The sequence below is a fragment of the Nocardioides sp. SR21 genome (assembly GCF_022761125.1).
Classification (GTDB): Bacteria; Actinomycetota; Actinomycetes; order Propionibacteriales; family Nocardioidaceae; genus Nocardioides.
Genome location: NZ_JAKWJR010000008.1, coordinates 42,489 through 68,951 on the forward strand (window position 1 = coordinate 42,489; position 26,463 = coordinate 68,951).

At 71.6% G+C, this 26,463-nt stretch carries 31 protein-coding genes and 1 tRNA gene; 14 read left to right on the forward strand and 18 right to left on the reverse strand.

The window, feature by feature from the left end:
• Window positions 1-11: 11 nt before the first annotated feature.
• Both MJ604_RS16090 and MJ604_RS16095 read left to right on the forward strand, forming a co-directional pair.
• Window positions 12-407 (forward strand): hypothetical protein, encoded by a 396-nt coding sequence (locus MJ604_RS16090; protein WP_243059517.1) that lies wholly within the window; start codon window positions 12-14, stop codon window positions 405-407.
• 71 nt (window positions 408-478) lie between these two features.
• On the forward strand, window positions 479-754 hold the full coding sequence (locus tag MJ604_RS16095; RefSeq protein WP_243059518.1) for a hypothetical protein: 276 nt from the start codon (window positions 479-481) through the stop codon (window positions 752-754).
• A gap of 84 nt (window positions 755-838) precedes the next feature.
• Here the strand turns inward: MJ604_RS16095 and MJ604_RS16100 are convergent, their stop codons facing one another.
• Together MJ604_RS16100 and pgm are read right to left on the reverse strand one after the other, a co-directional pair.
• Window positions 839-1,258 (reverse strand): hypothetical protein, encoded by a 420-nt coding sequence (locus MJ604_RS16100; protein WP_243059519.1) that lies wholly within the window; start codon window positions 1,256-1,258, stop codon window positions 839-841.
• Between the two features lie 6 nt (window positions 1,259-1,264).
• Entirely contained in the window at window positions 1,265-2,896 is a 1,632-nt protein-coding gene (pgm, locus tag MJ604_RS16105) for a phosphoglucomutase (alpha-D-glucose-1,6-bisphosphate-dependent) (RefSeq protein ID WP_243059520.1), read from the reverse strand.
• 52 nt (window positions 2,897-2,948) lie between these two features.
• On the opposite strand from pgm, the gene MJ604_RS16110 reads away from it, so the two are divergent.
• The 3 genes from MJ604_RS16110 to MJ604_RS16120 all read left to right on the forward strand — a co-directional run bounded on the left by MJ604_RS16110 (window position 2,949) and on the right by MJ604_RS16120 (window position 5,677).
• A complete protein-coding gene (locus MJ604_RS16110; protein WP_243059521.1) occupies window positions 2,949-3,524 on the forward strand; it encodes a TerD family protein in 576 nt (191 codons plus the stop codon).
• Between the two features lie 64 nt (window positions 3,525-3,588).
• A complete protein-coding gene (locus MJ604_RS16115; protein ID WP_243059522.1) occupies window positions 3,589-4,251 on the forward strand; it encodes a VC0807 family protein in 663 nt (220 codons plus the stop codon).
• A gap of 13 nt (window positions 4,252-4,264) precedes the next feature.
• A complete protein-coding gene (locus tag MJ604_RS16120; protein WP_243059523.1) occupies window positions 4,265-5,677 on the forward strand; it encodes a hypothetical protein in 1,413 nt (470 codons plus the stop codon).
• Here MJ604_RS16120 and MJ604_RS16125 read toward each other — a convergent pair.
• From MJ604_RS16125 to MJ604_RS16140, 4 genes are all read right to left on the reverse strand, one after another.
• On the reverse strand, window positions 5,662-6,267 hold the full coding sequence (locus tag MJ604_RS16125; protein ID WP_243059524.1) for a hypothetical protein: 606 nt from the start codon (window positions 6,265-6,267) through the stop codon (window positions 5,662-5,664). The genes MJ604_RS16120 and MJ604_RS16125 overlap by 16 nt on opposite strands.
• Window positions 6,268-6,335: 68 nt before the next feature.
• Complete coding sequence (locus MJ604_RS16130; protein WP_243059525.1) at window positions 6,336-7,274, reverse strand: oxidoreductase; 939 nt, start codon at window positions 7,272-7,274, stop codon at window positions 6,336-6,338.
• A complete protein-coding gene (locus MJ604_RS16135) occupies window positions 7,271-8,086 on the reverse strand; it encodes a maleylpyruvate isomerase family mycothiol-dependent enzyme (protein WP_243059526.1) in 816 nt (271 codons plus the stop codon). The genes MJ604_RS16130 and MJ604_RS16135 overlap by 4 nt, the downstream gene beginning before the upstream one ends.
• Window positions 8,087-8,095: 9 nt before the next feature.
• Entirely contained in the window at window positions 8,096-8,710 is a 615-nt protein-coding gene (locus tag MJ604_RS16140; RefSeq protein ID WP_243059527.1) for a LysE/ArgO family amino acid transporter, read from the reverse strand.
• A 70-nt stretch (window positions 8,711-8,780) separates the two neighbouring features.
• Between MJ604_RS16140 and MJ604_RS16145 the strand changes: the two genes are divergently transcribed.
• The gene (locus MJ604_RS16145; protein ID WP_243059528.1) at window positions 8,781-9,644 is read left to right on the forward strand and encodes a LysR family transcriptional regulator ArgP; all 864 of its coding nucleotides are present in this window, start codon (window positions 8,781-8,783) and stop codon (window positions 9,642-9,644) included.
• Here MJ604_RS16145 and MJ604_RS16150 read toward each other — a convergent pair.
• The 3 genes from MJ604_RS16150 to MJ604_RS16160 form a co-directional block, all read right to left on the reverse strand.
• Complete coding sequence (locus tag MJ604_RS16150; RefSeq protein ID WP_243059529.1) at window positions 9,634-11,196, reverse strand: CocE/NonD family hydrolase; 1,563 nt, start codon at window positions 11,194-11,196, stop codon at window positions 9,634-9,636. The genes MJ604_RS16145 and MJ604_RS16150 overlap by 11 nt on opposite strands.
• 25 nt (window positions 11,197-11,221) lie before the next feature.
• On the reverse strand, window positions 11,222-11,443 hold the full coding sequence (locus tag MJ604_RS16155; RefSeq protein ID WP_243059530.1) for a DUF6458 family protein: 222 nt from the start codon (window positions 11,441-11,443) through the stop codon (window positions 11,222-11,224).
• A gap of 184 nt (window positions 11,444-11,627) precedes the next feature.
• A complete protein-coding gene (locus MJ604_RS16160; RefSeq protein ID WP_243059531.1) occupies window positions 11,628-13,499 on the reverse strand; it encodes an acyl-CoA dehydrogenase in 1,872 nt (623 codons plus the stop codon).
• A gap of 227 nt (window positions 13,500-13,726) precedes the next feature.
• Between MJ604_RS16160 and MJ604_RS16165 the strand changes: the two genes are divergently transcribed.
• From MJ604_RS16165 to MJ604_RS16175, 3 genes are read left to right on the forward strand one after another with little or no spacing between them, the layout of a single operon-like run.
• On the forward strand, window positions 13,727-14,635 hold the full coding sequence (locus tag MJ604_RS16165) for a sulfite exporter TauE/SafE family protein (RefSeq protein ID WP_243059532.1): 909 nt from the start codon (window positions 13,727-13,729) through the stop codon (window positions 14,633-14,635).
• Between the two features lie 3 nt (window positions 14,636-14,638).
• Window positions 14,639-15,541 carry a sulfite exporter TauE/SafE family protein gene (locus MJ604_RS16170; protein WP_243059533.1) on the forward strand — a complete coding sequence of 301 codons (903 nt, stop codon included), beginning with the start codon at window positions 14,639-14,641 and terminating at the stop codon, window positions 15,539-15,541.
• 30 nt (window positions 15,542-15,571) lie between these two features.
• Window positions 15,572-16,030 (forward strand): Rrf2 family transcriptional regulator, encoded by a 459-nt coding sequence (locus tag MJ604_RS16175; RefSeq protein WP_243059534.1) that lies wholly within the window; start codon window positions 15,572-15,574, stop codon window positions 16,028-16,030.
• A 99-nt stretch (window positions 16,031-16,129) separates the two neighbouring features.
• On the opposite strand, the gene MJ604_RS16180 is transcribed toward MJ604_RS16175, so the two are convergent.
• Window positions 16,130-16,837, reverse strand: coding sequence for a hypothetical protein (locus MJ604_RS16180; protein ID WP_243059535.1), 708 nt, complete (start codon window positions 16,835-16,837; stop codon window positions 16,130-16,132).
• Between the two features lie 126 nt (window positions 16,838-16,963).
• On the opposite strand from MJ604_RS16180, the gene MJ604_RS16185 reads away from it, so the two are divergent.
• On the forward strand, window positions 16,964-17,419 hold the full coding sequence (locus tag MJ604_RS16185; RefSeq protein WP_243059536.1) for a nuclear transport factor 2 family protein: 456 nt from the start codon (window positions 16,964-16,966) through the stop codon (window positions 17,417-17,419).
• A gap of 3 nt (window positions 17,420-17,422) precedes the next feature.
• Here MJ604_RS16185 and MJ604_RS16190 read toward each other — a convergent pair whose 3' ends face one another.
• From MJ604_RS16190 to MJ604_RS16200, 3 genes are all read right to left on the reverse strand, one after another.
• Window positions 17,423-18,058, reverse strand: a complete 636-nt coding sequence (locus tag MJ604_RS16190) for a DUF2461 domain-containing protein (RefSeq protein ID WP_243059537.1) — start codon at window positions 18,056-18,058, stop codon at window positions 17,423-17,425.
• Window positions 18,059-18,569: 511 nt separating this feature from the next.
• A tRNA-Gly gene (locus MJ604_RS16195) sits at window positions 18,570-18,645 on the reverse strand.
• Between the two features lie 25 nt (window positions 18,646-18,670).
• Window positions 18,671-19,432 (reverse strand): SGNH/GDSL hydrolase family protein, encoded by a 762-nt coding sequence (locus tag MJ604_RS16200; protein ID WP_243059538.1) that lies wholly within the window; start codon window positions 19,430-19,432, stop codon window positions 18,671-18,673.
• Between the two features lie 63 nt (window positions 19,433-19,495).
• Between MJ604_RS16200 and dcd the strand changes: the two genes are divergently transcribed.
• Both dcd and MJ604_RS16210 read left to right on the forward strand, forming a co-directional pair.
• On the forward strand, window positions 19,496-20,071 hold the full coding sequence (gene dcd, locus MJ604_RS16205; protein WP_243059539.1) for a dCTP deaminase: 576 nt from the start codon (window positions 19,496-19,498) through the stop codon (window positions 20,069-20,071).
• Window positions 20,072-20,101: 30 nt separating this feature from the next.
• The gene (locus MJ604_RS16210) at window positions 20,102-21,055 is read left to right on the forward strand and encodes a siderophore-interacting protein (protein ID WP_243059540.1); all 954 of its coding nucleotides are present in this window, start codon (window positions 20,102-20,104) and stop codon (window positions 21,053-21,055) included.
• Window positions 21,056-21,186: 131 nt separating this feature from the next.
• Here MJ604_RS16210 and MJ604_RS16215 read toward each other — a convergent pair whose 3' ends face one another.
• From MJ604_RS16215 to MJ604_RS16225, 3 genes are all read right to left on the reverse strand, one after another.
• Window positions 21,187-21,342 carry a hypothetical protein gene (locus MJ604_RS16215; protein WP_243059541.1) on the reverse strand — a complete coding sequence of 52 codons (156 nt, stop codon included), beginning with the start codon at window positions 21,340-21,342 and terminating at the stop codon, window positions 21,187-21,189.
• A 41-nt stretch (window positions 21,343-21,383) separates the two neighbouring features.
• On the reverse strand, window positions 21,384-22,211 hold the full coding sequence (locus tag MJ604_RS16220; RefSeq protein WP_243059542.1) for a DUF4097 family beta strand repeat-containing protein: 828 nt from the start codon (window positions 22,209-22,211) through the stop codon (window positions 21,384-21,386).
• 165 nt (window positions 22,212-22,376) lie between these two features.
• On the reverse strand, window positions 22,377-22,925 hold the full coding sequence (locus MJ604_RS16225) for a pilus assembly protein HicB (protein WP_243059543.1): 549 nt from the start codon (window positions 22,923-22,925) through the stop codon (window positions 22,377-22,379).
• Window positions 22,926-23,032: 107 nt separating this feature from the next.
• Between MJ604_RS16225 and MJ604_RS16230 the strand changes: the two genes are divergently transcribed.
• Window positions 23,033-24,763: a sodium:solute symporter family protein gene (locus MJ604_RS16230; protein WP_243059544.1), complete on the forward strand. Its 1,731-nt coding sequence runs from the start codon at window positions 23,033-23,035 to the stop codon at window positions 24,761-24,763.
• 10 nt (window positions 24,764-24,773) lie between these two features.
• Window positions 24,774-25,040 (forward strand): hypothetical protein, encoded by a 267-nt coding sequence (locus MJ604_RS16235; RefSeq protein WP_243059545.1) that lies wholly within the window; start codon window positions 24,774-24,776, stop codon window positions 25,038-25,040.
• Here the strand turns inward: MJ604_RS16235 and MJ604_RS24330 are convergent.
• On the reverse strand, window positions 25,016-25,879 hold the full coding sequence (locus MJ604_RS24330) for a PASTA domain-containing protein (RefSeq protein ID WP_243059546.1): 864 nt from the start codon (window positions 25,877-25,879) through the stop codon (window positions 25,016-25,018). The genes MJ604_RS16235 and MJ604_RS24330 overlap by 25 nt on opposite strands.
• A gap of 4 nt (window positions 25,880-25,883) precedes the next feature.
• A complete protein-coding gene (locus MJ604_RS16245) occupies window positions 25,884-26,459 on the reverse strand; it encodes a hypothetical protein (protein ID WP_243059547.1) in 576 nt (191 codons plus the stop codon).
• Between the last annotated feature and the right edge of the window lie 4 nt (window positions 26,460-26,463).

Sequence of the window (26,463 nt, forward strand, 5' to 3'; positions counted from 1 at the left end):
ATGCTTGCCCCATGAGGTTCACCGAGCACGAGCTGACGCTCGCCCTGACGGGCGTCGCCAAGAACGTGCTGGCCGTGCAGGACAAGCAGGTCCGCAAGGGCCGGCGTACGGCGGACGAGCTGTGGGAGTCCCTCGGGCGCTACGAGCGGTTCAAGGTGCTGGACGGGCTCGGCGACCAGCTGCTGCCGGTGCTCGTCGCGCTGCCCGACGTGGAGGTCGAGGCCGGGACCCGGCCGTCGTTCACCGATGAGCAGATCACGGCGACCGTCGAGGAGAAGCTCGGTGGCGAGAAGGGGCTGCGCCGCAAGGCGCTGCTCACCGCCCGGGTCGCGCTGGTGAAGCTGGCGCTCGAGTGCCTGCCGCCGCGGCAGGACCCGGACGCGCTGATCGTGCCCGACCATCTCTGACCCGGTGTAACGCCGGCGCGGCCTCGCGACAGGTGGGTGATGTCTGCATCCCCATGTACTCGGGAGGAACCATGAACATCGTCCGCACCACCGCTGCCGGCTTCGCCGCCACCCTGATGATCGGTGGCCTCGGCGCTGTCGCTCCGGCGCACGCCGACGAGACCGCGCCGGAGCCGTGCTCGCACCAGCAGGCGCAGTACGACCGGGCCAGCGCCAAGCTCGCCAAGCTCACGGAGAAGTGGCAGGCCAACCCCTCGTCGGAGACCAAGAAGGCCAAGAAGGCCCAGGTCCAGCGGGTCGCCAAGGCGCAGGCGCGTCTGGAGAAGTGCCAGGCCGCTCAGGCCTGATGGTCGGATAGTCCCTGACGTTTCCGGGCCAATCGGGCGCGCTCGACCCCGGAAACGTCAGGGACTACCGCCCACGACGACCTGTCAGTCGACGTTCCGGAACAGGTAGACCCCGACCGTCACGCCGGAGACCGCGGTCTCCTGGCCGGTGAGGAACATCCGCTCGGTGCTGCTCTGCCCGGTCACCATGAAGAAGTAGCTGGCGTGCTCGAGCCGCCAGCCGACCTTCTCGATCTGGCCGAGGATGGCCGCGGAGCTGGCGGTCTTCCGCTCGCCGGTCGTCATCCCCCACGACGCCTGGCCGAGGTGGCCGCCGACCTGCAGCTGGATCTCGAGGAACCGCTCCTCGGCCTCCTTGGCCGCGGTCGCCGCGCCGACCGGGGAGCGCAGCCACGCCTCGTGCTTGCGCGCCTCCTCCGCCTGGCGGGCGTCCTCGGCCGCGCGCGCCTCCTCGGCCTCGCGCTCGCGGCGCTCGGCCTCCTTCTCCTCCGCGCTCTTGAACATCGTCACCTAGCTTCCGAGGGCCGAGCCGACGACGGCCCGCGCCTCCTCCTGCACCTGAGCCAGGTGCTCGGGGCCGCGGAACGACTCGGCGTAGATCTTGTAGACGTCCTCTGTCCCGGACGGCCGCGCCGCAAACCACGCGGACTCGGTGACCACCTTGAGCCCGCCGATCTTCGCGCCGTTGCCGGGCGCCTCGGTGAGCTTCGCGGTGATCTCCTCACCGGCCAGCGACGTGGCGCTCACGTCGGACGGCGACAGCGCCGCGAGGGCCGCCTTCTGCTCGCGGTTCGCCGGCGCGTCGATCCGGGCGTACGCCGGCTCGCCGTGAGCCGCGACGAGCGCGGCGTACTGGGCCGACGGCGACGTACCCGTGGCCGCGAGGATCTCGGAGGCCAGCAGCGCCAGGATGAGGCCGTCCTTGTCGGTCGTCCACGCGGAGCCGTCGCGGCGCAGGAACGACGCGCCCGCCGACTCCTCGCCGCCGAAGCCGAACGACCCGTCGATCAGCCCGGGCACGAACCACTTGAAGCCGACCGGCACCTCGACCAGCTCCTTGCCGATCGCCGCCGCGACCCGGTCGATCATCGACGACGACACCAGCGTCTTCCCGATCCGCGCGCCGGCCGGCCAGTCGGGCCGCGCCCCGCCGAACAGGTAGCCGATCGCCACCGCCAGGAAGTGGTTCGGGTTCATCAGCCCGGCGTCCGGCGTCACGATGCCGTGCCGGTCGGAGTCCGCGTCGTTGCCGGTCGCGATGTCGTACTCCGACCTCCGCGAGATCAGCGACGCCATCGCCGACGGGGATGAGCAGTCCATCCGGATCTTGCCGTCCCAGTCGAGCGTCATGAACCGCCACGTCGGGTCGACCAGCGGGTTCACCACGGTCAGGTCGAGCTTGTGCCGCTCGGCGATCTCGCCCCAGTACGCCACCGACGCCCCACCGAGCGGGTCCGCGCCGATCCGCACGCCCGCCGACCGGATCGCGTCGAGGTCGACGACGTTCGGCAGGTCGTCGACGTACGTCCCCAGGAAGTCGTACGGCGCCGCCGCCGCGCGGGCCCGTGCGAAGGGCACTCTCCGCACATCACGGAGCCCGCCCCGGATCAGCTCGTTCGCGCGCGCCGCGATCACCGACGTGGCGTCGGTGTCGGCGGGTCCGCCGTGCGGCGGGTTGTACTTGAAGCCGCCGTCCGACGGCGGGTTGTGCGACGGCGTGACCACGATCCCGTCGGCGGTGCCGCCACCGAGGTTGGCGCGGATGATCGCGTGCGAGACCGCCGGCGTCGGCGTGTACCCGTCGCGGTCGTCGACCAGCACGGTCACGTCGTTCGCGACCAGCACCTCGAGCGCGGAGGCCCACGCCGGCTCGGACAGCCCGTGGGTGTCGCGGCCGATGAACAGCGGGCCGTCGTACCCCTGCGACTTGCGGTAGTCGCAGATCGCCTGCGTGGTCGCGAGGATGTGCGTCTCGTTGAACGCGGTCCGCAGCGACGACCCCCGGTGCCCGCTGGTGCCGAACGCGACCTGCTGGTCGACGTCGTCCGGGTCGGGGACGCCGGTGTAGTACGACGTCACGAGGTGCGCGACGTCGACCAGGTCCGAAGGGGCGGCGAGCTGTCCTGCGCGAGGGTCGGCCATGCGCCCCAGTATTCCCCCCAGAATCCGGGGAGGGCTGTGCCAGACTCGCGCCATGAGCGAGGCGATCGAGCTGCGGAAGGGCCAGGCGCTCGCCCTGGTCCGGCCCAACGGCGGCCCCCTGACCCGGATCACGATCGGCCTCGGCTGGGACCGCGAGCGCACGGCCGGCTTCATCGGCACCGGGGCGCCGGACATCGACCTCGACGCCTCGGCGGTGCAGTTCACCGGCACCGAGCTGTTCGACCTGGCGTTCTACAACAACCTGGCCACCCGCGACGGGTCCGTCGCCCACCAGGGCGACAACCTCACGGGCGCCGGCGAGGGCGACGACGAGGTCATCGCGGTCGACCTGAGCAAGGTCTACGCGAAGGTCGACACCATCGCGATCCTGATCTCGAGCTACCAGGGCCACTCGCTCGAGTGGGTGGGCAACGCCTACTGCCGGGTGCTCGACGACGAGGACCACGAGCTCGGCCGGTTCGTCCTGCTCGGCGGCGCGCCCGAGACCGGCCTCGTGATGGCCACGCTGACCCGCTCCGGGGACGGCTGGCAGCTCAACCCCATCGGGGACGGCATCGCGGTGAAGATGCCGACCGAGTCGGTGAAGGCACTGCAGAAGTACCTCTGACGCGCTCAGGTCCTCCGGGGCCGCGCCGATGTGACCCCTACGTCATTCAAACGTTGGGTCCTCGATGTCTGTCACCGCGCTCGCCCTCCCGGCACCGATCGCACCGGTCGCTCGCCCGCACCTGTGCCTGGGCACCGTCGCACGCCGCGCCGGGGTGAACCTCAGCATCGGCTGCCTGGTGCCCGCGGCGGTCTTCTACACGCTGTTCGCCGTCGCCGGCGTGTGGTTCGCGATCCTGACCACCCTCGCCTGGTCGTACGGCACCCTCGCGTGGCGCGCGCTCACCGGACGTCGTACGTCGGCGCTGCTGGTGCTCACCACCGCGGTGCTGACCGGACGCACCGCCGTCGCGGTGGCGACCGCCAACCCGTTCGTGTACTTCCTGCAGCCGATCATCTCCGACGGCGTCCTCGCGGCCGCCTTCCTGGCCTCGCTCGCCCTCGGCCGCCCGCTGGCCGGCAAGATCGCGGGCGACTTCTACCCGGTCGACGACGAGCTCGCCGCGCGCGCCCGGATCGCCCGGCTGTTCCGCGGCCTCACCCTCCTGTGGGCCACGCTGTGGCTGCTCAAGGCCACACTCGGGCTCTGGCTGCTGCTCACGCTGCCGCTCGAGACCTACGTCCCGCTCAAGGCCGGGCTCGCCCTCGGCATCAACATCGCCTCCGGTGTGATCACCCTCGCCGCGGTCGCGTATGTCGCGCGCCGGGAACGCCTGCTCGCCGCTTAGGCTTCTCCCCGAGATGAGGTTCGCGCGCACGATCGCCCTGGTGGGCGTGGGTCTCCTGTGGCTGGCGTTCGGCCCGTTGGTGCTGCTGCTCGCCGCCGGCTCCCTCTACTTCCGCCGGGTCCGCACCTGGCTGCGGCCCACCCGCCGCGCCGTGGCCGGTTGGGTGCTCGCGGTGCTCGCGGTCGCCGGCCTCGCGGTCGTCGTGCCGGACGGCTGGGTGCCGATCCCGCCGGGCGCCGGCGTCCTCGCCAGCCCCGCGTACGTCGGCCGGCCGGTCAGCGGCTTCGACGGTGTGCCCGGTGGCCCGCTCGGCGAGTCACCGCAGGTGCGGACGCGCTCGTACGGCCTCGACGGGTGCCGTCGGATCGAGCTCGACTCGCACGACCGGCTGGTGTCGCTCTGCGGCACCGACGACGCCCCGGTCCTCCGGCTCATCGACCGCGGGAACCTGCACCAGCTCGCCTCGAAGGAGCTGCCGACCAGCAAGGACGCCGCCTGCTCGGGCGCCTTCTACGTGGACCGCGATCGCGCGGTCGTCGCGACGCACGACCAGCGGCTGCTGGTGGTCACCACCGCCGACGCCGACGACGACCCTGACCTCACCACCCGCGACACCGTCGCCCTCGACATCCCCGCCGACGACTGCGTCCTCGGCCTCGCCCAGGACGCCCGGGGCCGCAGCTGGTTCGTCACCGACGGCGGCCGGGTCGGCGTCGTCGACGGTGACAGGTCCCAGGTGCTCGACCTCGCCGAGGAGGTCAGCCACCCGCTGGCCGTCGTCGGCGAGGCGGCGTACGTCGTCACCGCGGAGTCGGCGTACAAGATCGGCCCGGGGCCGCGCGTCGTCTGGCGCACCGACCAGGAGAACAGCGCCACCCCGGCCGCGCTCCCCGGTGACCTCGTCGCGACCACCGACGACGCCGCGTCGCGGCTCGACGTCGTGGTCCGCTCGGGCACGGACGGTGCCGAGGTGTGCCGGGCGGCCGTCTTCGACGAGAACGAAGGCGCCGCCGAACGGCTGGTCGCCGACGGCGTCGGCGTCGTGGTGCAGAACGTCCACGGGTACGGCGGCACCCGCTCCACCACCCTCGGTCGCACGACCGCCGGTGGCGTGGCCCGCGTCGTCGCCCGCGACGGTGAGTGCGAGGTCGCCTGGACCGCCGACGTCGACGCCCCGAGCGGTGCGCCCGCCGTCGCCGCCGAGCCCGGTCTCGTCTACGCCTACACCAAGCGGCACAGCTGGCTCGGCGTGAACGCGTGGTACCTCACCGCGCTCGACCTGGAGACCGGACGCGCCGTCTACTCCGTCCGCACCGGCCTCGGTGTCCTCCGCGACAACCACCACGGCGAGGTCGCGATCGGCCCCGAGGCCACGGCGTACGTCCCGGTCCTCGGCGGCGTGGTCCGGGTTCACGACCGCGACTGATCGTCGCCCTCGCGCCTCTCGTCCTGCCGGCGCCGCCGGTTGATCTCCGCCCGCGCCAGCACGAACGCGAGCACGACCGGCCAGACGTACTTCGAGTGCTCGAGCACCCAGCGCACCTGCTCCGGGAGGCTGACGTCCGGCAGGTCCGGCAGGGGTGGTGACGGCAGGTCCGGCACGGGCAGCGACGGCAGGTCGGGCCGGGGCAGGTCGAGGTCCAGGCGGAGGTGCGGCAGCGTGAACCGGGCGAGCAGCACGGTGGCGACGATCGGGACCACGACCTTCGCCACCCCGACGACGGTCGCGATCGCGGCGTACCGGGTCGGGTGGGCGCGGACCTTCTCCTCGTGCACGGCGGCCGACGACCCGGGTTCGGGCACGAGGTCGAGGTCGTCGTCGAGCAGCGTCGCCCGCCGCGGCTGGCCGAGGGCGGAGAACCGCACTTCCAGGTGACCGGCCTCGGCCTCGAGCCGGATCTTCTCGTCGGCGGAGGTCCGCTCCGCGACCAGCTCGTCGTCGACGAACCACCGGATGGTGCGCCGGAACCCGAGGTCGGCCTCGACGCGGTGACCGGGTGATCGCCAGACCTGCATGACCGCCATGCAACCGGACGCGCGGCGGCCCCACATCGGCCCCGGGTCTGCGCTGCCGAGACTTAGGTCTACGGGTAGGTGATACCCGTGACGTCCTGGCTGAGCTGCCACAGCCGCCGCTGCGCGGTCTCGTCGTACGACAGCTTGTTGCTGGTCGTCACCTGCGGCGGCCCGCTCCACTCCGCGATCCCGCGCGGCCCGCAGTACGTCGCCCCGGGCAGGTCGGCGGTCGCGGCCATCAGCGTCGGCCACGCGCCCTGGGCCGCGGTGTTGGGCGAGAACGCCTTGATCGCGGCGTCCAGGATCGAGGCGCGGCCGCCGGTGGAGCGGCCGTACTGCCCGTTCGCCGCGAGATGCGTCGACGCGAAGCCCGGGTGGGCGGCGAGAGCCTTCACCGGCAGCTCGGCGCGCCGCAGCCGCCGGTCGAGCTCGTAGGTGAACAGCAGGTTGGCGAGCTTGCTGCCGCCGTACACGGGCCAGCGCTGGTAGCGGCCCTCCTGCACGTGCGGGTCGCCGAGCGGCGCGGTGCGGGCGATCCGGTGCATCTGGGACGACACGGTCACGACCCGCGCGGCGGCGCTCGCGGCGAGCTGCGGCAGCAGCAGCCCGGTGAGGAGGAACGGGCCGAAGTGGTTGGTCGCCATCTGGAGCTCGAGGCCGTCGGCGGTGCGGTGGTACGGCGTCCCCATCACGCCCGCGTTGTTGACCAGCACGTCGATCGCGCCGAGGCCGGCGACCTCGGCGGCTGCGCGGCGGACCGACGACAGGGCGGACAGGTCGAGCTCCACGGTCTCGAGGGATGCCGACGGCGCCTCGGCACCGATCACGCGCACGGTCTCGTCGAGCTTGGCCCGGGATCGTCCCGCCAGCACGATGCGCGCACCGCGCCGGGCCAGCTCGAGCGCCGTGAAGTGCCCGAGCCCGCCGACGGTCGGTCCGGTGACCAGGACGGTGCGGCCCGACTGGTCGGGGATGTCGGCCGGCGTCCAGGTGTCGACAGCCGTCACGGAGTCGTCGCCATGGCGTCGAGGATCCGCTGCCCGAGGTCCTGGTCCCCGTCGACCGCGAGGGTGCCGGGCTCGGCCTCGCAGCGCCCGCCGGCCAGCCGGATGAACGCCTCCCGGGTCATCCGCAACCGCACGGTCGGCTCGGCCGGCAGGTCGGCGAGCCGCTCACCGCGGCCCGCGTCGTTGACCGTGAACGCGTACGGCGCGCTGCCCTCCATCTCCAGCACGGCGGTGGTGCCCGGCGCGGCCCCGACCCGCTTGGCGAGCACGTAGCCGAGGCTCTCGGCGAGGTACTCCGCGGTGTGCCGGGCGGCGGGGGAGTCCATGCCTCCGGGGCGGCCGACCGCGCGGCGCACGTCCTGCTCGTGCATCCACACGTCGAGCGGCCGGTTGCGCAGCAGCGTGCGCCAGTCCCACGGGACGCCGCCGAAGATCGGTGACGGCTTGGCGCTGCCGTCGGTCGGCGGGTCGGCGAGCAGCGCGGTGTGCCGGGTGGTCGCGGCCGACCGGATCTCGTTGATGATCGCGTCGGGGCTGGCCTCGCGGCGGTTCACGACGCCGATCTCGGTGTACATGCCCATCAGTCCGGTGACGTGGGCGGGCTCGCCGAGCTCGGCGGTCTCCTCCGGGCTGCCCGCGAGGATGCCTTCCAGGTGGGCGATGTGCGCGGCGACGGCCCGCACGTCCCAGCCGGCCAGGTCGGTCGGCGTCGACCACTCCTCCTCCGGGAGCTCCTCGAGGAGGCCGGTGAAGTCGTTGATCGCCTGCCACCACACGTCGACGTACCCGGCCAGCACCTGTTGGTCGCTCATGCCTCGACCCTAGGACACCGCCAGGCTCACGGCGATCGCCAGCATGGTCAGGCCGATCAGCACGTCCAGCACCTGCCACGCGCGCGGCTTCGACAACCACCGGCTCGCGTACCGCGCGCCGAAGCCGAGCCCCGAGAACCACACGACGCTGGCCACGCACGCGCCGACAGCGAACCACCAGCGCCCGGGAGACCCGTGCTGGTTGGCGATCGTGCCGAGCAGCAGCACGGTGTCGAGGTACACGTGCGGGTTGAGCCAGGTCAGCGCCAGCGCCCGTACGGCGACACCGCGGCGCCGTCCGTTGGCCGAGCCGGTCGAGCCCGCGGCGGCGTGCAGCGACTCCGGCTTGCGGGCGCGCAGCAACGAGCTCACGCCGTACCAGGTCAGGAACGCGACGCCGAGCCAGCGCACCACGTCGATCGCCCACGGCGCCTGCTCGACGACCCGGCCGATGCCGGCCACTCCGGCGGCGATCAGGACGACGTCGGAGAGCGCGCAGATCGCCACCACCAGGCCGACGTGCTCGCGCGCCAGGCCCTGTCGCAGCACATAGGCGTTCTGCGCGCCGATGGCGACGATCAGGGAGAGGCCGGTCAGCATTCCGGCGACGGTGGAGTCGAGCACACGGCAACGCTAGGCGCGGGGTCGGTCTGTAGGCCAGCGAATGATTCTGCAGGTACATTAGGGTTGCTTCATGGAGCTCGTGCCCGCCCAGCTGGAGGCGCTGGCCGCGATCGCCGACCACGGGACGTTCGACGCAGCGGCGCGTCACCTGAACGTCACGCCGTCGGCGATCAGCCAGCGGATCCGGGCGCTCGAGTCGGAGGTCGGCCAGGTCGTGGTGCAGCGGACCACGCCCTGCCGGCCCACTCCGGCGGGTGAGGTGCTGGTGCGGCTGGCACGGCAGACCCGGCTGCTGCACGACGAGGTCCGCGATGCGCTCGCGCACAGCCATCTCGGCATCGTCGACCTGCCGGTCGCGATCAACGCGGACTCGCTGGCCACGTGGTTCCGCGACGTGCTGGAGGAGGTCGGGACCTGGTCGGACGTGTCGTTGCGCCTGCACGTGGAGGACCAGGCGTACTCCGCCGACCAGCTGCGCAGCGGCGGCGTCCTGGCCGCGGTGACGTCGGAACCGGTTGCCGTGCAGGGCTGCTCGGTCGAGCCGCTCGGTCTGCTGCGCTACGTGCCGTCCGCCAGCGCCGACTTCGCCGAGCGCTGGCGCCGCGGTCGCGGCCCGGACTGGGCGGCGATGCCGGTGGTGGTGTTCAACGAGAAGGACACGCTCCAGCACGACCTGCTCGCGGCCCGCGGCATCGGCGAGCCACCGGTCGTGCACCGGGTGCCGACCTCGGCCGACTTCCGGGAGGCGGTCGCGCGCGGCCTGGGCTGGGGGATGATCCCGGTGCCGCAGCTCGACGACCGGTTCGTCCCGCTGGGCAGCCGGCTGCACGTGGACGTGCCGCTGTACTGGCAGCGCTGGCGGCTGGACTCCCCGACGCTCGACCGGTTCAGCGACGTCGTACGACGCACCGCCGGCGCCGCGCTCAGGAGATGAGCGGCAGCTCGAGGAATGCCTCCTGCTGCGGCCCCCACGCGAGCGTGCAGCGGCCGCGCGGCCCGGGCGGGTACCACGCCGGGAACTGGCCGGTCAGCGGGTTGCGCGGCCACAGCCAGCGCCCGGCGACCACGAGCCGCAGGTGGTCTCCGGCACGAAGCCGGGTCGCCGACGGGCCGAGCTCGACGTCCACCTCGCGAGCGCCGGACGGGACCCGGAGCCACCCGGTCGTGACCCGGTCGCGCCCGAAGCCGTACGACCCCTCGAACGGCACGTAGCGCCCGTCGCGCCACAGCTCGACGCCGGCGAACAGCGTCAGGTCGCGGGTCGTCTCGAGCGGGAGGTGCAGGAGCATCGGCCCGACCACCTCGACGTCCTCGGGCACCGTCCAGCCGATCCGGAAGCCGCCGCGCCGGGTGTCGAACGCGTGCGCGCCCGGCTCCGTGGCCGGCTCGGGCGAGAGGCCGGTGCCGGTCAGGTGCAGCCGGGTCGGTACGGCGTCCGCCGGCGGCCACTGCGCCTCGGAGCGGACGCCGGCCCCGGCCACCTCGAGCCGCACCGCCGGCAGCGGCGGGTCGTCACTGTCGTCGAGATGGCGGCGCAGGAACGCGCGCTGGTCGCGCCGTGCCTCCGCGCCGTAGAACGTCGCCCACTTGCCGCCCCGGTGGGTCCAGAGGTGCCGCTCGGTCGAGCCGAGCCGCTCGAAGCCGCGGATCGACCCGCGTGAGTGCAGGTTGTTGTCGGAGAAGCTGCCGCACACCAGCGCGGGCACCTCGATCCGCTCGACCGCCGGCACGAGCGCGGCCCAGAAGTCGTCGTACTCGGGCCGGGAGCGGTTCTCCTCGGCGAGGTCGTAGGTGAGCCGGGTGCCGCGCAGCCCCGCGGACCAGATCTTGAGGAAGCCGTCCTCGCGGACGCCGCCCGGTCGCAGCAGGTCCCGGTAGGCGTCGGTGAACCCCTCCCACACGACGATCGCGCGCAGCCCGCGCGGCCGCAGCGCGGCGGCGCGCCACTGGGTGATCGCGAGGTAGGAGACGCCCATCATCGCAACACGCCCGTTGCACCACGGCTGCTGCGCGGCCCACTCGACCAGGTCCGCGACGTCCTCGCCCTCCTGCGCGGAGAGCAGGCTGCCGGTGCCGTCGGAGGTGCCGGCGCCGCGCAGGTCGGCGTTGACCGCGACCCAGCCGTTCTCGACGCACCAGGCCGGATCCGGCGCCTCCCAGCTCGTCAGGTTCGAGAAACGCCACCGGCGCCGGCTGTCGCAGCATCCGGTAGGTGCGCGGGACGCCGTCCGGCAGGTTGTCCTTGCCGTACGGGTGGGCGCAGAGCACCACCGGTCGCGGCACGCCGTCCGTCGGCCGGTGCACGTTGGCGCGGAGCACCGTGCCGTCACGCGTGGGACGGGCACGTCGCGGTCGACGACCAGCAGCCCGTCCGGCACGGCGGTGACGGTGACGGGTGGCCGCCGGATCCCGCGCAGCCGCCGCTTCGCGTAGGCCCGGGCGCCGGGCCGCTTCCAGGGCCGGTCGTCGCCCGGGGCGTCGTTCATGCCCCGAGGCTAGAGCCTCGGCGCGTCAGCGGAGCGGGTCGACGCGACGCTCCTGGACGTAGGTCGCCTTCTGTCGCAGCTGGTTCATGATCAGCGCGAGCGCGATCGCCACGATGCCCACGATGAGGAAGATCCAGCCGAGCGTGTCGGTCGCGATGTTGTCCTGGATCGCGGCAGGAAGAGTGACGGCTCCGGTGACACCGATGAGACCGAGAACGATGAGGAAGATGCCGATTCCGATTCCCATGCCGGCAGCGTTCCCAGCGTCCGACGGACGAAAACGCCATCACATGAGGAGGACCCGCCCGGACGACTCCGGGCGGGTCCTGGTGTTCCCCAAGGAAACCGGTTGCGAGACGTGTCGCGCGTCCCCGCATCGCGGGTTCGCGCCGACGCTCCTCGACCTTCGCGCCTGATCCTGGCGCGCTCGATCAGAAGGCAGCCTCGTCGAGGTCCATCAGTGCGAGGTCCGTGGACTCGGCGATGGCCCGCTCGGACGCGATCTTCGGCAGCACCTCGCGAGCGAAGAACTGCGCGGCAGCGACCTTGCCTTCGTAGAAGGCCTGGTCCTTGCTCCCCACAGATCCGGCGTCGGTGCCGCCCAGCTTCTCCAGGGCGACCTCGGCCTGGCGCAGCAGCAGCCACGAGCAGACGACGTCCCCGAGCACCATCAGCAGGCGGGTGGTGTTGAGCCCGACCTTGTAGATGTTGCGGTTGTCCTCCTGCGAGGACATCAGGTCGTTGATCATGTGGCCGACGATCGCCTGGGCGTCGTCGAGGGCGGTGGCGAGCAGCTCGCGCTCGACCTTCAGGCGGCCGTTGCCGGCCTCGCTCGCGAGGAACGCCTGGATCTCGTTGGCGATGTGGCCCAGCGCCGTGCCCTGGTCCTTGACGATCTTGCGGAAGAAGAAGTCCTGGCCCTGGATCGCGGTGGTGCCCTCGTAGAGGGTGTCGATCTTCGCGTCGCGGACGTACTGCTCGATCGGGTACTCGGTGAGGAAGCCCGACCCACCGAACGTCTGCAGCGACTCGGTGCCGAGCAGCGTCCACGAGCGCTCCGAGCCGTAGCCCTTCACGATCGGGAGCAGCAGGTCGTTGATCTTCTCGGCCAGCTCGTTCCGCTCGCCGTTGTGCTCGGCGATCATCACGTCGTCCTGGAACGACGCGGTGTAGAGCACGAGGGCGCGCATCGCCTCGGCGTACGCCTTCTGCGTCATCAGCGAGCGACGGACGTCCGGGTGGTGCGTGATGGTCACGCGCGGCGCGGTCTTGTCGGCGGACTGGGCCAGGTCGGCGCCCTGGACGCGCTCCTTGGCGAACTCCAGTGCGTTGAGGTAGCCGGTCGACAGCGTCGCGATGGCCTTGGTGCCGACCATCATGCGAGCGTTCTCGATGACCTGGAACATCTGCGCGATGCCGTTGTGGACCTCGCCGAGCAGGTAGCCGACGGCCGGCTCGCCGCCGCCGACGCCCGGGTCGCCGAACGTGAGCTCGCAGGTGTTGGACACCTTGATGCCCATCTTGTGCTCGACGTTGGTGACGTACGCGCCGTTGCGGGCGCCGAGCTCACCGGTCTCGAGGTCGAAGTGGTACTTCGGCACGATGAAGAGGCTGAGGCCCTTGGTGCCGGGGCCGCCGGCGCCCTCGACGCCGACCGGGCGGGCCAGCACCATGTGGATGACCTGCTCGGTGAGGTCGCTCTCGGCGGAGGTGATGAAGCGCTTGACGCCCTCGATGTTCCAGGTGCCGTCGTCGTTCTGCGTCGCCTTGGCGCGACCGGCGCCGACGTCGGAGCCGGCGTCCGGCTCGGTCAGCACCATGGTGGTGATCCAGCCCTGGTCGACGACGTGCTGGGCGATCTTGCGGTCGCGGTCGTTGCCGTTGCGGTGGAGGACACCCGCGAACATCGGGCCGGCGCCGTACATCCAGATCGCGGGGTTCGCACCGAGCACGAGCTCGCCCATCGCCCAGTTGATCGTGGACGGGGCCGGGGTGCCGCCGAGCTCGGCGAACGCGGTGAGGCGCCAGTACTCGGCGTCCATCCACGCGTGGTAGCTCTTCTTGAACGACTCCGGCAGCGGCGCGGTGTTGGTCTTGGGGTCGAAGACCGGCGGGTTGCGGTCCGCGTCGACGAAGGACGCGGCGAGGTCCTCACGGGCCAGCCGGTCGACCTCGGCGAGGATCGAGCGGGCGGTCTCGGTGTCCACGTCCGCGAACGGACCGGTGCCGAGGACCTTGTCGCGGCCCAGGACCTCGAAGAGGTTGAACTCGATGTCGCGGATGTTGCTCTTGTAGTGGCTCACGTGCCCCCACCTTCGTGTTGATACTCGTCGGTAACTTCATCATACGTACCCACCGGTAACACGGCAAACATCGGCCGAGCATCGGGGAATCTGAGCCGTGGCGAGTTGACATCAGTTATCCACTAATCTGTACTGAACCGGTCAAATAACGTTATGCAGTGTCTTTGACTGGGCAACCGGTCGACGGCGGTGGTGCAGCCGCCGGTGGTGAACGCAAGGGTGCAAACATGCGGAAGCTCATCGTCCTGGCCGTGGTCGGCCTGGTGGCGCAGTTGATCGACGGCTCGCTCGGGATGGCGTACGGCGTCACCTCCTCGACGCTGCTGCTCGCTGCGGGAGTGGCCCCGGCGGCCGCGTCCGCGGCGGTCCACTTCTCCGAGATCGGGACCTCGCTGGTCTCCGGCTTCTCGCACCACAAGCTCGGCAACGTCGACTGGCGGACCGTCTCGATCCTCGCGGTGCCCGGCTTCCTCGGCGCGTTCGCGGGTGCGACGTTCCTCGCCAACATCGACGGGGCGACCGCCAAGCCCTGGGTGGCCGGCATCCTGCTCGGGCTCGGCGTCTACGTGATCTGGCGCTTCCTGGTCCTCGGCGGTCGGCGCCCGACCTTCAAGGCGCGCCCGTCGGCCGCCTTCCTCGCGCCGATGGGCGTCGTCGGTGGCGCGCTCGACGCGATCGGCGGCGGCGGCTGGGGACCGGTCGGCACCACCACGCTGCTGTCGTCGGGCCGGCTCGAGCCGCGCAAGGTGATCGGCTCGATCGACACCTCGGAGTTCGTGGTCGCCGTCGGTGGCTCGCTCGGCTTCATCCTCGCGCTCGGTTCGCAGGGCATCGAGTGGGGGTACGCCGCGGCGCTGCTCGCCGGTGGCGTGATCGCCGCGCCGATCGCCGCGTGGCTGGTCAAGAAGCTCGCGGCCCGGGTGCTCGGTGTCGCGGCCGGTGGCCTGATCGTGCTCACCAACACCAAGACCATCGCGGAGGCGCTCGGCGCCTCCGGCGCACAGGTCATCGCCCTCGCGTCGGTGCTGTTCGTGCTCTGGGTGACCGGCATCGTCTGGGCGGTCAAGCAGGAGCGTCGCTCCCGCGCCGCCGAGGCGACCACCCCCGTCGACGACGGCGACCTGGTCGCGATCTAGGCCATGCGCAAGCTCATCCTGCTCGCCCTCGTCGGACTGGCTGCCCAGCTGGTCGACGGGTCGCTCGGGATGGGCTACGGCGTCACCTCCGCCACGCTGCTGGTGGCCGGCGGGCTCGGCCCCGCCGCCGCCTCGGCCGCCGTGCACTTCTCGGAGATCGGGACCTCGCTGGTCTCGGGGATCTCCCACCAGGCGCTCGGCAACGTCGACTGGCGCACGGTCGGCATCCTGGCCGCGCCCGGCTTCGTCGGCGCGTTCGCGGGGGCGACGTTCCTGGTCAGCCTCGACGGCGAGATCGCGCGCGTGCTGGTGGCGTCGATCCTGCTGGTGCTGGGTGGCTACGTCACCTGGCGCTTCCTCGTCCCGCAGCGGCTGCAGTTCAAGGGCCGTCCGTCCGCCCGGTTCCTCGCTCCGGTGGGCCTCCTCGGTGGCGCGCTCGACGCGGTCGGCGGTGGCGGCTGGGGCCCGATCGGCACCACCTCGATGCTCTCGTCGGGGCGGCTCGAGCCGCGCAAGGTCGTCGGCTCGGTCGACACCGCGGAGTTCGTGGTGACCGTCGGCGCGTCCCTCGGCTTCCTCGCCGCGCTCGGCAGCCAGGGCATCGACTGGCGCGTCGCGGGCGCCCTGCTCGTCGGCGGCGTCATCGCCGCCCCGATCGCCGCGGTGCTGGTCCGGCTGCTCCCGGCCCGGATCCTCGGCGTCACCGCCGGCGGCCTGATCGTGCTCACGAACATGCGGACGCTGGGGCTCGAGCTCGGCGTACCGGGCCTCACGATCGCCCTCCTCGCCTCGGTGGTGTTCACCGTCTGGGTGCTCTGGATCTCGTGGGCGATCAAGCTCGACCGGGCCGAGCGCGAGGGGGGCACCGACCGACCCGGCGACGTCGTAGCCGCCAAGGTCAACTGAACAAGTCAACACATCTGACACACTTGACCCATGCGAGTTTCCGCCAAGTCCGACTACGCCCTGCGTGCGCTGATCGAGATGGCGTCGCGGCAGGACGGCCGCGCCATCAGCGCGGAGGAGCTCGGCCGACTGCAGGAGATCCCGCACGGCTTCCTGCAGGCGATCCTCGCCGACCTCCGCCGCGCCGGCATCGTGATGTCGCAGCGCGGCCAGTCCGGGGGTTGGCGGATGGGTCGCGAGGCCGCCGCGGTGTCGGTGGCCGACGTGATCCGCGCCGTCGACGGCCCGCTGGTCTCCGTCTACGGTCTGCGCCCGGAGGCGGTCACCTACAACGACACCGCCGACGTGCTCCAGCACGTGTGGATCGCCGCCCGCCGCTCGCTGCGCGACGTGTTCGAGTCCGTCTCGATCCAGCAGCTCGCCGACGGCAAGCTCCCCGACGCCGTCACGTCGCGGACCAACGACGAGGACGCCTGGCAGCCGCACTAGCGAGAACGCGTCAGCGGATCCGCTGATGGTGGTGAGCGAGCCGCGCGACTGCGGGACGACGTCGCGACCGGCGTGTCGAGACCCACTGAGCGCTGGGGATCATCCGACGGCCGCGAGCTTCTTCTTCAGCTTCTTCCTCTTGCGCTCGAGCTTCGCGTTGCGCTCGGCCAGTGCCTGGTTGTGCGCGCGTAGCCGGGTGACCTCGGCGACCACGTCGGCCACCGCCCCGGCGCTGATCACCTCGAGCAGCTCGGCCTGAGGGCGGCCGGTCATCGGTCGGGTGGCCCTCCAGCCCGCGTCCAGCGGGAGCTCGGTCGCGTCGAAGCCGACGAGTTCGCCGAAGGCCGTCCACACCGCCTGCTCCGCGTCGACGTCGGGAACGACGACCGCGTGCCAGCGCTCCGGGCCGATCGCGTGCTTCCACGCGTCGAGCACGTCGCCCCGCTCGCGCGCGGTGACGACGACGTGCACCTCGAAGCCGGCCAGCCCGTCGAGCAGCAGGTCGACCTGCGCCGCCGTACACGTGGCGAGCAGCTCCTGGCTGAACACCACGTCGGCCGCGCCCTTGCGGGCGCGGCGGCAGATCTCCGCCCAGGCGCCCTCGACCTCGCGGCGCTGGTAGCCCCATGCCCGGTGGTCGCGGGTCATCTCGATCGCGGCGCGGAACATCTCCTCCGCCGAGATCGCCGGGTGCCGCACGCCGGTGGCCGCCTCGATCTCGTCGGCGTGCTCGGTCAGGGCGGAGTCGAGGAAGCCGCCGCCGGTCCGGGGCGGTCCGATGTGCAGGTACGCCTTGCGCTTGGCCATGCCCGAACCGTGGCAGGCGCGTGCGGACGGACGGTGAAATCGGGGTGACCCCCGCTCATCGGTTGTCGACGTGCTCTTCGGTCGTCGAGCCTGTCGAGACATAGAACCTGTTCTAGAATGCGGCGCATGATCACGTCGGACGCCATCACCTGGACCGCCCCCAACGACGACCACCCGGCACGCGCCGCGTCCCAGCGCTCCTACTCGGCGGTGGCGAAGGGCGACCTGGCCGAGTGGCTGACGGTGTACGCCGAGGACGCCGTGCTCGAGGACCCGGTCGGCCCGTCGATGTTCGACCCCGAGGGCAAGGGGCACCGCGGCCACGAGGGGATCGCGGCGTTCTGGGAGAAGGCGATCGCGCCGATCGCGACGTTCGAGTTCGAGATCTACGAGTCGTTCGCGAACCCGGGCAGCAACACCTGCGCGAACATCGGCCGGATCAAGACGTCGTTCCCCGACGGCAGCCACACCACGACCGAGCTGATCATGGTCTACGTCGTCCACGACGACGGCCGGGTCGCCTCGATGAAGGCGTTCTGGGAGCCGGAGCGGACGATGGCGAGCTTCACGCCCGCCTCCTGACGCCTAGGTGCGGACGTGGTCGGCGACCCAGTCGACCAGCGGGCGCAGCGCGCGCCAGTCGTCGCGCACCAGGTCGAGCAGCTCGGGGGTGTGGATCACCGGCTCGAAGCCGAGCGGGTGACCGACGGTCAGTGACCGGTGCCGGAGCAGCTCGATGCGCGGGTGTCCGGCGTCGTAGCCGCGCGGCGTGGTCTTGAGCCGGTCGCCGCCGATCTCGAAGCCCTTCTTCTCCAGCGTGCGCAGGATCCTCTCCAGCTCGGGGCCGAACCGGTCGTGCGCGACCGACTCACGGAACGCCGCGAGCCGCGGAGCGCTGGCCTCGTAGAACCCGGCACCCGTCCGCACGCCGCGGGGCGAGACCTCGACGTACCACCCGGTGGCCTCGCCGACGCGCACGAACGCGCCCTGGTGGGTCTTGTACGGCGTCTTGTCCTTCGCGAACCGGACGTCGCGGTACGGGCGGAAGATCTTCGCGGTGCCGAACTCCGGCTCGAGCGCGGCGCACAGTGCGGTCATCGGCGCCTTGACGCTCGCGTCGTAGACCGCCTTGTTCTTCTCCCAGAACGCCTTGGTGTTGTCGACCTCGAGGTCGTCGTAGAAGTCGAGCGCGGCGCTCGGGAAGCCTTCGAACTCACTCACCGCGCCAGCGTAGGACCCGGCCGGTGGCTCGGACGTGACGAGGTGGCGACGCCCGCTGCAGCACCGCCACCTCGCGTTGCGTGTCGCGCCCCCGCAACCGACACACCAGGTCCAACGTGAGGACCGGCGGGAGGTGACGGGTGCAGCGGAATCTCACCCTCTGGGGTGGGCTCTGCGTCGTCGAGACACCTGAATCGGCCCTTATCCGGGCGGAAACGGGGCCATCTCGGGTGTCTCGACGGCAAATGGCCGGGTTGAGCAGGGTGTCGCGACCGGGGGGGCGCGATCGGGGGGCGCGACCGGGGGGCGGTGAGGAGCGGATGACGAGACTCGAACTCACGACGTCGACGTCGAGCGGAGTGTCGCGCTCGTGGGCGCGACCTCGGACCGGTGTTGGAGCGGTGTTGCGTGCGGTGAGGAGCGGATGACGAGACTCGAACTCGCGTCGTCGACGTTGAGCAGAGTGTCGCGCTCGTGGGCGCGACCTTGGGGCGCGACCTTGGGGCGGTGTTGGAGCGGATGACGAGACTCGAACTCGCGACATCGACCTTGGGAAGGTCGCGCTCTACCAACTGAGCTACATCCGCCTGACCCCGGAGGGTCGCGGGAATCCTAGTCGATCGGCAGGAGGGTGGAGCGCTTCGGGTCGAGGCCGTCGCCCGACGAGCGCCCGGTGAGCCGGCGGTGCACCCACGGGATCGCCATGGTGCGCATCCAGTCGAGGTTCTCGCGGCGCTGCTCGGCGCGGGTGAGGGCCGGCGCGTCGACGAGGGGGAGCGCCTCGAGGGCGTGGGGTACGTCGAGGGTGTCGAGCACCTCGATCGCCATCCGCTGGTGGCCGGCCGGCCCCAGGTGCATCCGGTCGGCGTCCCAGTAGCGCCAGTCGCGGTACTCGCGCATCCGCCAGAAGTCGACGAGGTCGGCGCCGACGCGGCGGGCGCTGTCGCGCACGAACTCGTTGTACAGCGCGAACCGCCCGCGCAGCGGCCGGTAGATCGCGGAGCCGCCGGGGTCGAACGCGGTGAACACCACGAGCCGGGCACCGGTCGCGGCGAGCCGGCCGAGCGCGTCGTCGTACCGCTCCGCCAGGGCGTCGATGTCGACCTTGGGCCGGAGGATGTCGTTGGCGCCGGCGTAGATCGTGACCAGGTCGGGGCCGAGGGCGATGGCGGGCTCGAGCTGCTCGTCGAGGATCGCGGGGAGCTTGCGGCCGCGGATCGCGAGGTTGGCGTACCCGAAGTCGGGGTTCTCGCGGGACAGGACCTCGGCGACGCGGTCGGCCCAGCCGCGCAGCCCGTTGGGCCGGGTCGGGTCGGGATCGCCGACACCCTCGGTGAACGAGTCGCCGAGGGCGACGTAGCGCTGGAAGCTCACCGTCCCATTGTCGGACTCGGCGGGCACGACCACCGAAGCGGGGTCCGCCGGTAGGGTGCGACCGTGCTGCTGTCTGACCGCGACATCCTGGCCCAGATCGACCAAGGCCGGATCGCCATGGATCCGTGGGATCCCGCCATGCTGCAACCGTCGTCGATCGACGTCCGGCTGGACCGGTTCTTCCGGGTGTTCGAGAACCACCGGTACCCGCACATCGACCCGGCCGCCGACCAGTCGGACCTGACCCGCGAGGTCGAGCCCGAGGGCGACGAGCCGTTCATCCTGCACCCGGGCGAGTTCGTGCTGGGGTCGACGTACGAGGTCGTGTCGCTGCCCGACGACATCGCGGCCCGCGTCGAGGGCAAGTCCTCGCTCGGCCGCCTGGGGCTGCTGACCCACGCGACCGCCGGCTTCGTGGACCCGGGCTTCTCCGGCCACGTGACGCTGGAGCTGGCGAACGTCGCAACGCTGCCGATCAAGCTCTACCCGGGCATGAAGATCGGCCAGTTCTGCTTCTTCCAGCTCACCTCGGCGTCCGACCACCCGTACGGCTCGGCGAAGTACGGGTCGCGCTATCAGGGCCAGCGGGGCCCGACGCCGTCGCGGTCGTTCCAGAACTTCCACCGGACCCAGATCTGAGAACCCGTGAGGTTAGGCTACCCTAACCTCATGACCACGACCCAGGACCGGCTGCCGATGATCCTCGACGAGGTCGAGGTGGTCCGCGTGGAGCGGCTGTCTCCCGCGTTCGTCCGCGTCGAGCTGGGCGGCGCCTGCCTCGCCGAGTTCGGTGTCGACGGACCGCTCTACGACCAGCGGATCAAGCTCGTGTTCCCGGGGGTGCCCGGCGGGCCGCCCCCGTCGTTCGAGGGCGCCGACGACTCGTGGTGGGACACCTGGCTGTCGCGCCCCGAGGAGGAGCGCGGCCACATGCGCACCTACACCGTGCGCGACGTGCGCGGCGAGGGCGAGGACACCCGCCTGGTCGTCGACATCGTCGTGCACGCCGACGCCCACGGCGACGTGGGCCCGGGCTGCGCGTGGGCCGAGCGAGCCGCGGTCGGCGACCGCCTCGTGGTGATCTGCCCGCGCCGCGGCGAGCAGTACGGCGGCATCGAATTCGTGCCGGGTACGGCGGCGCGGCTGCTGCTGGTCGGCGACGAGACCGCGGTCCCCGCGGTGTGCGCGATCCTGAGTCAGCTGCCGTGGGACGCGAAGGGCGCGGCGTTCCTCGAGGTCCCCACCGAGGCCGACATCCAGACCGTCCAGCACCCCGAGGGGGTCGAGGTGGTCTGGCTGGCTCGCGAGGACGGCGCCCACGGTGCCGGCCTGCACGCCGCGGTGCTGGAGCACCTCGGCGCCGGCGGCGCGGTGGTCGAGGTGGAGCCCGAGGACGTGGACCCCGACCTGTGGGAGACCCCGACGTACTCCTCGTCCGGCGAGGACGTCGAGGCGGTGCTGACCCCGGTCGGCCACGACCTCGGCGACCTCTACGCCTGGATCGCCGGCGAGTCCGCGCTGGTCACCGGCCTGCGCCGCGCGCTGGTCAAGGACCTCGGCATGGACCGGCGCCAGGTCGCCTTCATGGGCTACTGGCGCCGCGGCGTGAGCATGAAGTCCTAGCGCACCGATCGCACGCGCCTGGCGGCGTTGTCGTCGCTCGACGTCCCGTTTCGCTTGAAGGGCGCTTCGCCAGGAGGACGCCTTCGCTCCTCCGCCGTGCCCGGCACGCGCGCTCGGCGCGCTGGTGGTGGTCAGTTGTCGATCTTGTCGGCGATCCGGTGCAGCCGCTGGGCGAGCAGGTGCCGGTGTGCGGTGGCGGGCAGCTTCGGGGTGCCCGCGCGGGCGATGCGCTCGGCGAGCTGGTGGCGGTTCGCCTCGGCTTCGAGGGCGATGTTCGTGTGCTCCATGACGTTCTCCTCTGTTCCTGATGGCGGGTGGGACGGGGTGCTCAGACCTCGGTCAGGACGATGTCGCCACTGACGGTCCGGGCGCGCAGCTCGAGGTGCTCGGCGCCGTCGGCGGGCTCACCGGCGCCCTGCAGGCTGGAGCGGATCTCGCCGCTGACGGTGGAGATCTCGGTCCAGACGGGGATGCCGGCCGTGACGCCGATGTGGACGTCCCCGGAGGCGCACTTGGCGGAGAGCTTGCCGCGTCGGGCGGTCTTCACGACCAGGTCGCCCGAGCCGGTGCTGAAGCTCAGGTCGTTGCCGGCGTCGCTGACCTTCAGGTCGCCTGAGCCGGTCTTCACGACCGCCGGGCCGTGGAGGGTCCACAGCTGGACGTCGCCGGAGCCGGTGGAGACCATCGTCGAGCCCGAGGCCTCGACGACGAGGACGTCGCCCGAGCCGCTCTTGGCCTTGAGGCCGGAGCTCGCCTGCTCGACGCGGACGTCGCCCGAGCCGGTCTCCACGACCAGGGGCCCGTCCGCGGCGTCGACCTCCACGTCGCCGGAGCCGCTCTTGAGCTGGCCGGTCGAGACGCTGCCGGTCACGGTGATGTCGGCGCTGCCGGTGCGGACCGCGACCTCGCTGGACGTCGGCAGCGTGATCAGCACGTCGAGCCGGTCGCTGTTGCCGAAGCTCACCAGGGAGCGCTGCTTGGGCCCGACCACGCTGATCTGGCTGCCCTCCTGGCGCACCAGCACCTGGTCGGCGTCACGGCCGGTGATCTGCACGTGGGTCTCGGCGGTCTCGGTCGCCACGACCTTCACCGAGCCCTTGCCGATCTCGGTGAACAGGCGGACGGGCTGGGGGGTCTCGAAGTGGTGCTCGGTCATCAGAGTCTCCTGAGGGTGTGTTCGTCCACGGGGCCGGCGTACGCCGGTCCCGGAGGGTGGTTGGTCTGGTGGGCCTACGTGCTGGGTCTCGACACGTCGGCCGCGACGTCATGCCTCAGTCGCGGGCCTCGCTCGACCATCGGCGGATCCGCTGGCGCGTCTCCGCTAGACCCAGCCCGACATGCGCTTGTTGCTGCCGCGCTTGCCGGTGAAGGGGTCGTTGCCGCTGAGGAACGGGATGCTGGACAGGTCGATGTCGACGTTGATCGCGTTGTCGCGGTTGGTGGCGGCGCGGACGACGTTCACCAGCCAGGTGTTGAGCGAGTGGCCGGAGCGGTTCGCCATCTCCTCGGCCTTGGCCTTGACCGACTCGGGGATGCGGAGCGTGACGCGGGCGACCGCGCCCTCGTCCTCGAGGTCGTCCTCCACGGCCGGCGCGGGGGCGCTGGTCGGGGCGGACGGCGCCTGGTGGACGAGGAAGGCGAGGTCGCGGCCGTCGAGGCGGACGTCGACGCCGCCCTCGGGCATCTCCGCGGTGATCTCGGCGGCGGCCTGGGAGACCGCCTCCATGAGCGCGAGGCGGGCCGCGGGGTCGAGCGCGAAGCTCAGCCGCTCGGCCGCCGCCCGGGCGTCGGGCCCGGCCGCCTCGGCCGCCGCGAGCAGGTCGCGGCGGAGGTTCTCGACGTACGGCGTGATGTCCATGTGCACCACCATGACATCACCATGACGTCACGTCAACCCCTGAGTGACGTCATCCTGGTGCGAACCTGGTGTCGTGTTTGGCGCACCGCCGCTCCGGGAACCCAGCCGGGGTGATTGTCATGGCGAGCGACACGATCATCTCCGCGGCTCCCGTCGACTACCTGATCGTGCTGCTGTACTTCGCGGTCGTCCTCGGCATCGGTGCGCTGGCCCGTCGGCAGGTCTCCGACTCCATCGACTTCTTCCTCTCGGGCCGTTCGCTGCCCGCGTGGGTGACCGGGCTGGCGTTCATCTCCGCCAACCTCGGTGCGGTCGAGATCATGGGCATGTCGGCCTCGGGCGCACAGTTCGGGCTGCCGACGGTGCACTACTTCTGGGTCGGCGCGATCCCCGCGATGCTGTTCCTCGGCGTCGTGATGATGCCGTTCTACTACGGCTCGAAGGTCCGCTCGGTGCCGGAGTTCATGCGCCGCCGGTTCGGTACCGGAGCCCACCTGGTCAACGCGATCTCGTTCGCGGTCGCCCAGCTGCTCATCGCCGGCATCAACCTGTTCCTGCTCGGCACGATCATCCGCGCGATGCTCGGCTGGAACCTGTACGTCGCCCTGATCGTCGCCGCCGTGATCGTGCTGTCGTACATCACGCTCGGCGGGCTGAGCGCGGCGATCTACAACGAGGTGCTGCAGTTCTTCGTGATCGTCGCGTCGCTGCTGCCGCTCACCCTGCTCGGCCTGCACCGCGTCGGTGGCTGGGACGGCCTCACGGACGGCATCACCAAGGCCGCCGAGGCGAACCCGGACACCATCCCGCCCGCCGACCAGCAGCTGAACTCGTGGCCCGGGCTGCCGCTGACCGGCTTCGACTCCGAGCTGTGGTCGGTCGTCGGCATCGTGTTCGGCCTCGGCTTCGTGCTCTCCTTCGGCTACTGGACGACGAACTTCGTCGAGGTGCAGCGTGCGCTGGCCTCCGACTCGATCTCCTCGGCGCGCAAGACGCCGATCATCGGGTCGTTCCCGAAGATGTTCATCCCGTTCATCACGATCCTGCCCGGCATGATCGCCGCGGTGCTCGTCACCCAGATCTCCGACCTGAAGGCGGGCGAGACGCCACCTGGCGGAGCGTCGGGGGAGGGCGTCAGCTACAACGACTCGCTGCTCTACCTGATGCGCGAGGTGCTGCCGAACGGCCTGCTGGGCCTGGCGATCGCGGGCCTGCTCGCGGCGTTCATGGCCGGCATGGCGGCGAACATCTCGGCGTTCAACACCGTGCTCAGCTACGACCTCTGGCAGCAGTACGTCGTCAAGGACCGCTCGGACGGCTACTACCTGACGGTCGGCCGCGTGGCGACGGTCGCGGCCACCGCGATCGCGATCTTCACCGCCACCCTGGCCAGCAACTTCTCGAACATCATGGACTACCTGCAGGTGCTGTTCGGGTTCTTCAACGCTCCGCTGTTCGCCACGTTCATCCTCGGCATGTTCTGGAAGCGGATGACCCCGACGGCCGGATGGGTCGGCCTCGTCGCCGGCACCGTCTCGGCGGTCGCGATCGCTTTCCTCAGCGAGGACGCCTTCGGGTCCTGGAGCACCGGGGTCATCCCGCTCGGCGGTCAGGGCGCGGCGTTCGTCGCCGCGGGCGTCGCGTTCGCGGTCGACATCGTGCTGTCGATCGTGGTCTCGCTGGTCACCAAGCCGAAGGCGGACTCCGAGCTGCGCGGACTGGTCTACTCGGAGACACCTCGGGCCGACCTGGTCGACCCCAAGGAGGCGTCGTACCCGTGGTACCGCCGCACGTTGCCGCTGGCCGGCATCTCGCTCGTCCTCGTCGTCATCCTGAACATCATCTTCTGAGGAGCCCGCCATGTCCGACTCGACCACGGCGCCCAAGCGGCACGCTGCTGGACTGCTCGACATCCGCAACATCATCGGCGGGCTGCTGTTCGTGTACGGCGTGATCCTCACGCTGATGGGGATCTTCGGCGACAAGGAGCTCGAGAAGACCGGCGACGTGAACGCGAACCTGTGGGCCGGGCTCGCCCTCCTCGTCGCGGGTGCCGGCTTCATGCTCTGGGCGCGGCTGCGCCCGCTGCAGGTGCCCGAGCATCACGAGGACGACGGCGAGGCGTAGAGCCTCACATCCCCGATCTCGCCGTCCTCGCGGACGACCTCGACCTCGACGCCCCGGCCGATGCCGCCCGCCGGCCGGACCAGCAGGTGGAACGAGTCGGCGTGGCCGGTGTCGGTGGGGGTGACCCGGATGGCCGGCAGCGAGTAGGTCAGTGGTCGCTCGTCGACCAGCGCGACCTGTGCCGAGGCGTCGCGCAGCGCCTCGAGCACGTCGGGGGCGACCGCGGACGTCGGGTCGGCGAGCTCCGGCGCGGGGCCGCGTCCGTTGGCGAAGTCGAGCAGTCGCCAGGCGGTCTCGCGGTCCGTGTAGTTGCTCAAGCAGTCTACGTCTGCGGGTAGAGAGGTGTAGACGACGATATCGTCGCCCGATTCGTACGGCGCTCCCGCGGGCGGGATGCTCCCGAGCACCCGGTCGAGCACCTCGCAGGCACGTCGCGGCTTCAGCGTCACCCGGAGGCCTCGGTCCTCGAGGAGCTGCTGGGCCGTGGCGCCGTCGTACCCGAACAGGGACGGCACCTGGTCGTCGTGGAGCCGGTCGTCGGGCGGCGGGTCGGGCCGGGTGAGCGCGACCCCGGCTCCGACCGCGACCAGGGAGGCCGCGAGGGCCAGCGCGCGGGGGAGGCGACGGCCGTGAGGCGCGGCGGGCGGCGCTCCGAGGACCTCGTCGCGCAGCGCCTCGTGGACGAGCGGGTCGGGGTCCTCGGCGCGCCGGATCCGGCGCTCGTTGCGGGCGAGCACCCGCTGCACGAGGGCCGGCGCGTCCTCCTCGGGCACGCTCAGGTCGACCGCGGCGCGGACCAGCGCGTGCCAGCGGGCGTCGAGGTACTCCCGGGGGTCCACGGACCTACCCTGCGCCTAGGAGGGTGGAGACGGCTACCAGCTGGCCCTCGTCGTTCGCGAACAGCTGGACCGCGAAGTCGTCGGCGCAACCGCCGACCGAGCGCTTCGCCGGGACGACGACGACCCGGTCGAGCGTGCGCAGGGGCTTCGGGATCGGGCCGTAGGTCTGCAGGCAGTCGCTCTCCACGGCCTCGGTGTAGTCGAGCTTGCGGTGCTGCTTCAGCACCCGGACCGGCGAGATCGGGCACGACCGCCCGGCGTACTCGCCGACCTCGGTGCACGTGGCCCAGGCCGGCAGGTCGGCCGCCAGTCCGGGCGTGACGACCCCGGTGAGCGCGTTGCCCAGGTAGAGGGCGACCTGGCGCTCCATCGGCGGGACGGGGCCGCCCCGGACGAAGTCCACGAACGAGGTGCCGACGTCGGGGGTGGGCTCGGGCTCGGGTTCGGGCTCGGGTTCATGCTCGGGCTCCGCTGGGGTGGCGGACTCCGTCGGCTCCGATGCCTCTGGCGCCGTCTCCCCACCGCATCCGGTGAGGAGGGCCGCGCTGAGTGCGAGGGCGAGGATCGATCGGATCGGCATGAGG